General features: G+C 57.3%; 6 protein-coding genes. 1 reads left to right on the forward strand and 5 read right to left on the reverse strand.

Annotation, left to right across the window (positions count from 1 at the left end):
• Positions 1–76 precede the first annotated feature (76 nt).
• From HX005_RS19340 to HX005_RS19360, 5 genes are all read right to left on the reverse strand, one after another.
• A complete protein-coding gene (locus HX005_RS19340; RefSeq protein ID WP_000376623.1) occupies positions 77–577 on the reverse strand; it encodes a GNAT family N-acetyltransferase in 501 nt (166 codons plus the stop codon).
• 127 nt (positions 578–704) lie between these two features.
• The gene (gene sul1, locus HX005_RS19345) at positions 705–1,544 is read right to left on the reverse strand and encodes a sulfonamide-resistant dihydropteroate synthase Sul1 (RefSeq protein ID WP_000259031.1); all 840 of its coding nucleotides are present in this window, start codon (positions 1,542–1,544) and stop codon (positions 705–707) included.
• On the reverse strand, positions 1,538–1,885 hold the full coding sequence (locus HX005_RS19350) for a quaternary ammonium compound efflux SMR transporter QacE delta 1 (RefSeq protein WP_000679427.1): 348 nt from the start codon (positions 1,883–1,885) through the stop codon (positions 1,538–1,540). The genes sul1 and HX005_RS19350 overlap by 7 nt, the downstream gene beginning before the upstream one ends.
• Positions 1,886–2,053: 168 nt before the next feature.
• Entirely contained in the window at positions 2,054–2,641 is a 588-nt protein-coding gene (gene aac(6')-Ib, locus HX005_RS19355; RefSeq protein WP_033917551.1) for an AAC(6')-Ib family aminoglycoside 6'-N-acetyltransferase, read from the reverse strand.
• A gap of 105 nt (positions 2,642–2,746) precedes the next feature.
• On the reverse strand, positions 2,747–3,199 hold the full coding sequence (locus HX005_RS19360; RefSeq protein ID WP_001749986.1) for an NAD(+)--rifampin ADP-ribosyltransferase Arr-3: 453 nt from the start codon (positions 3,197–3,199) through the stop codon (positions 2,747–2,749).
• Positions 3,200–3,371: 172 nt separating this feature from the next.
• Here HX005_RS19360 and intI1 point away from each other — a divergent pair.
• Positions 3,372–4,168 (forward strand): class 1 integron integrase IntI1 (gene intI1, locus HX005_RS19365; RefSeq protein ID WP_079284715.1); only part of this gene is annotated, 797 nt, incomplete at its 3' end.

A 4,168-nucleotide genomic window follows, 5' to 3' on the forward strand; every position in this document is an offset into this window, starting at 1 on the left:
CGCGGTCGGACTGCAAGTGATCTTGAAGCCACGGGCCCGTCCCACCCCGACATGGACCTCGATGCCCGAACGGACGTTAGATTTCGAGTTCTAGGCGTTCTGCGATGAAGGTTGGATCCCAGCCGGGATTGAAAGTGTCGACGTGGGTGAATCCGAGCCGCTCGTATAGGCCACGCAGGTTCGGGTGGCAGTCGAGCCGCAGCTTGGCGCACCCCTGCGTTCGCGCGGCATGGCGGCAAGCCTCGATCAGCGCGGAGCTGACACCCCGGCCCGCATGTGTCCGTCGCACCGCGAGCTTGTGCAGATATGCGGCCTCCCCCTTGAGGGCGTCGGGCCAGAACTCGGGATCCTCGGCCGACAAGGTGCAACAGCCGACGATGCCGTCGCTGCAACTCGCGACTAGGAGCTCGGATCTCAGGACGAAGGTCTCCGCGAATGTCCGGTCGATCCGCGCGACGTCCCAGGCGGGCGTTCCCTTGGCGGACATCCACGCCGCAGCGTCGTGCATCAGCCGCACAACCTCGTCGATATCACCCGAGCAGGCGACCCGAACGTTCGGAGGCTCCTCGCTGTCCATTCGCTCCCCTGGCGCGGTATGAACCGCCGCCTCATAGTGCAGTTTGATCCTGACGAGCCCAGCATGTCTGCGCCCACCTTCGCGGAACCTGACCAGGGTCCGCTAGCGGGCGGCCGGAAGGTGAATGCTAGGCATGATCTAACCCTCGGTCTCTGGCGTCGCGACTGCGAAATTTCGCGAGGGTTTCCGAGAAGGTGATTGCGCTTCGCAGATCTCCAGGCGCGTGGGTGCGGACGTAGTCAGCGCCATTGCCGATCGCGTGAAGTTCCGCCGCAAGGCTCGCTGGACCCAGATCCTTTACAGGAAGGCCAACGGTGGCGCCCAAGAAGGATTTCCGCGACACCGAGACCAATAGCGGAAGCCCCAACGCCGACTTCAGCTTTTGAAGGTTCGACAGCACGTGCAGCGATGTTTCCGGTGCGGGGCTCAAGAAAAATCCCATCCCCGGATCGAGGATGAGCCGGTCGGCAGCGACCCCGCTCCGTCGCAAGGCGGAAACCCGCGCCTCGAAGAACCGCACAATCTCGTCGAGCGCGTCTTCGGGTCGAAGGTGACCGGTGCGGGTGGCGATGCCATCCCGCTGCGCTGAGTGCATAACCACCAGCCTGCAGTCCGCCTCAGCAATATCGGGATAGAGCGCAGGGTCAGGAAATCCTTGGATATCGTTCAGGTAGCCCACGCCGCGCTTGAGCGCATAGCGCTGGGTTTCCGGTTGGAAGCTGTCGATTGAAACACGGTGCATCTGATCGGACAGGGCGTCTAAGAGCGGCGCAATACGTCTGATCTCATCGGCCGGCGATACAGGCCTCGCGTCCGGATGGCTGGCGGCCGGTCCGACATCCACGACGTCTGATCCGACTCGCAGCATTTCGATCGCCGCGGTGACAGCGCCGGCGGGGTCTAGCCGCCGGCTCTCATCGAAGAAGGAGTCCTCGGTGAGATTCAGAATGCCGAACACCGTCACCATGGCGTCGGCCTCCGCAGCGACTTCCACGATGGGGATCGGGCGAGCAAAAAGGCAGCAATTATGAGCCCCATACCTACAAAGCCCCACGCATCAAGCTTTTGCCCATGAAGCAACCAGGCAATGGCTGTAATTATGACGACGCCGAGTCCCGACCAGACTGCATAAGCAACACCGACAGGGATGGATTTCAGAACCAGAGAAAGAAAATAAAATGCGATGCCATAACCGATTATGACAACGGCGGAAGGGGCAAGCTTAGTAAAGCCCTCGCTAGATTTTAATGCGGATGTTGCGATTACTTCGCCAACTATTGCGATAACAAGAAAAAGCCAGCCTTTCATGATATATCTCCCAATTTGTGTAGGGCTTATTATGCACGCTTAAAAATAATAAAAGCAGACTTGACCTGATAGTTTGGCTGTGAGCAATTATGTGCTTAGTGCATCTAACGTTTGACATGAGGGGCGGCCAAGGGCGCCAGCCCTTGGACGTCCCCCTCGATGGAAGGGTTAGGCATCACTGCGTGTTCGCTCGAATGCCTGGCGTGTTTGAACCATGTACACGGCTGGACCATCTGGGGTGGTTACGGTACCTTGCCTCTCAAACCCCGCTTTCTCGTAGCATCGGATCGCTCGCAAGTTGCTCGGCGACGGGTCCGTTTGGATCTTGGTGACCTCGGGATCATTGAACAGCAACTCAACCAGAGCTCGAACCAGCTTGGTTCCCAAGCCTTTGCCCAGTTGTGATGCATTCGCCAGTGACTGGTCTATTCCGCGTACTCCTGGATCGGTTTCTTCTTCCCACCATCCGTCCCCGCTTCCAAGAGCAACGTACGACTGGGCATACCCAATCGGCTCTCCATTCAGCATTGCAATGTATGGAGTGACGGACTCTTGCGCTAAAACGCTTGGCAAGTACTGTTCCTGTACGTCAGCAAGTGTCGGGCGTGCTTCTTCTCCGCCCCACCACTCGACGATATGAGATCGATTTAGCCACTCATAGAGCATCGCAAGGTCATGCTCAGTCATGAGGCGCAGTGTGACGGAATCGTTGCTGTTGGTCACGATGCTGTACTTTGTGATGCCTAACGCCGCCATAAACGGCGACAGGGTGGCGCGCCTATTGCGCATAAAATGGCGAAGCCATGCGCAACAGGCGCGGAATCTCTGGCGTCCGGTTTGATGGCTTTGTTATGCAAAGGACTAGTCTTCAATGACGTGTAAACCACGGCGCTTTAAGTCCTCCAACGAATCCAACATTCCCCTTATTAATTCAACAGGATGCCCCTCCCAGTCTTCAACAACGCCAACAATTCTCAAGGGTTCGCAGGTTCTATAGGACTGTGTTGGATTACCGGGAAATCTTTTGTTCGTAAGATTCGGATCGTCTTCGAACGGTCCTGTTGGCTCAACTATGTATATGTAGCCGCGACCCTCGAGGCCAGACAGTGACATAGCAAGTTCAGCTCCCCAAACTGCTGGCTCCATCAAGGCTGAAAAGTAGATGTGCTTAAGAATACGACCGTCCTCGAAATGAGAGATGAACCCTGTGGTTAGCAAGTCACCAATCGCCAAATTGGCTTTGGTTCCATGATAGAACGGTCCTTGCACCTGCTTGTAATTATCATGAGAGATGGGAATCCAATCTTTTACCATTTTAAGACCCTTAATTGTTGGGATTTGGCTGCATAACTTTGTTTTAGGGCGACTGCCCTGCTGCGTAACATCGTTGCTGCTCCATAACATCAAACATCGACCCACGGCGTAACGCGCTTGCTGCTTGGATGCCCGAGGCATAGACTGTACAAAAAAACAGTCATAACAAGCCATGAAAACCGCCACTGCGCCGTTACCACCGCTGCGTTCGGTCAAGGTTCTGGACCAGTTGCGTGAGCGCATACGCTACTTGCATTACAGCTTACCAACCGAACAGGCTTATGTCCACTGGGTTCGTGCCTTCATCCGTTTCCACGGTGTGCGTCACCCGGCAACCTTGGGCAGCAGCGAAGTCGAGGCATTTCTGTCCTGGCTGGCGAACGAGCGCAAGGTTTCGGTCTCCACGCATCGTCAGGCATTGGCGGCCTTGCTGTTCTTCTACGGCAAGGTGCTGTGCACGGATCTGCCCTGGCTTCAGGAGATCGGAAGACCTCGGCCGTCGCGGCGCTTGCCGGTGGTGCTGACCCCGGATGAAGTGGTTCGCATCCTCGGTTTTCTGGAAGGCGAGCATCGTTTGTTCGCCCAGCTTCTGTATGGAACGGGCATGCGGATCAGTGAGGGTTTGCAACTGCGGGTCAAGGATCTGGATTTCGATCACGGCACGATCATCGTGCGGGAGGGCAAGGGCTCCAAGGATCGGGCCTTGATGTTACCCGAGAGCTTGGCACCCAGCCTGCGCGAGCAGCTGTCGCGTGCACGGGCATGGTGGCTGAAGGACCAGGCCGAGGGCCGCAGCGGCGTTGCGCTTCCCGACGCCCTTGAGCGGAAGTATCCGCGCGCCGGGCATTCCTGGCCGTGGTTCTGGGTTTTTGCGCAGCACACGCATTCGACCGATCCACGGAGCGGTGTCGTGCGTCGCCATCACATGTATGACCAGACCTTTCAGCGCGCCTTCAAACGTGCCGTAGA

The sequence above is a fragment of the Acinetobacter sp. R933-2 genome, assembly GCF_030325485.1.
Taxonomy (GTDB): Bacteria; Pseudomonadota; Gammaproteobacteria; order Pseudomonadales; family Moraxellaceae; genus Acinetobacter; species Acinetobacter sichuanensis.

Coding starts and splice junctions, on each gene's coding strand:
- HX005_RS19340 (WP_000376623.1), bottom strand. CDS start 577: ATGGACAGCGAGGAGCCTCCGAACGTTCGGGTCGCCTGCTCGGGTGAT.
- sul1 (WP_000259031.1), bottom strand. CDS start 1,544: ATGGTGACGGTGTTCGGCATTCTGAATCTCACCGAGGACTCCTTCTTC.
- HX005_RS19350 (WP_000679427.1), bottom strand. CDS start 1,885: ATGAAAGGCTGGCTTTTTCTTGTTATCGCAATAGTTGGCGAAGTAATC.
- HX005_RS19360 (WP_001749986.1), bottom strand. CDS start 3,199: ATGGTAAAAGATTGGATTCCCATCTCTCATGATAATTACAAGCAGGTG.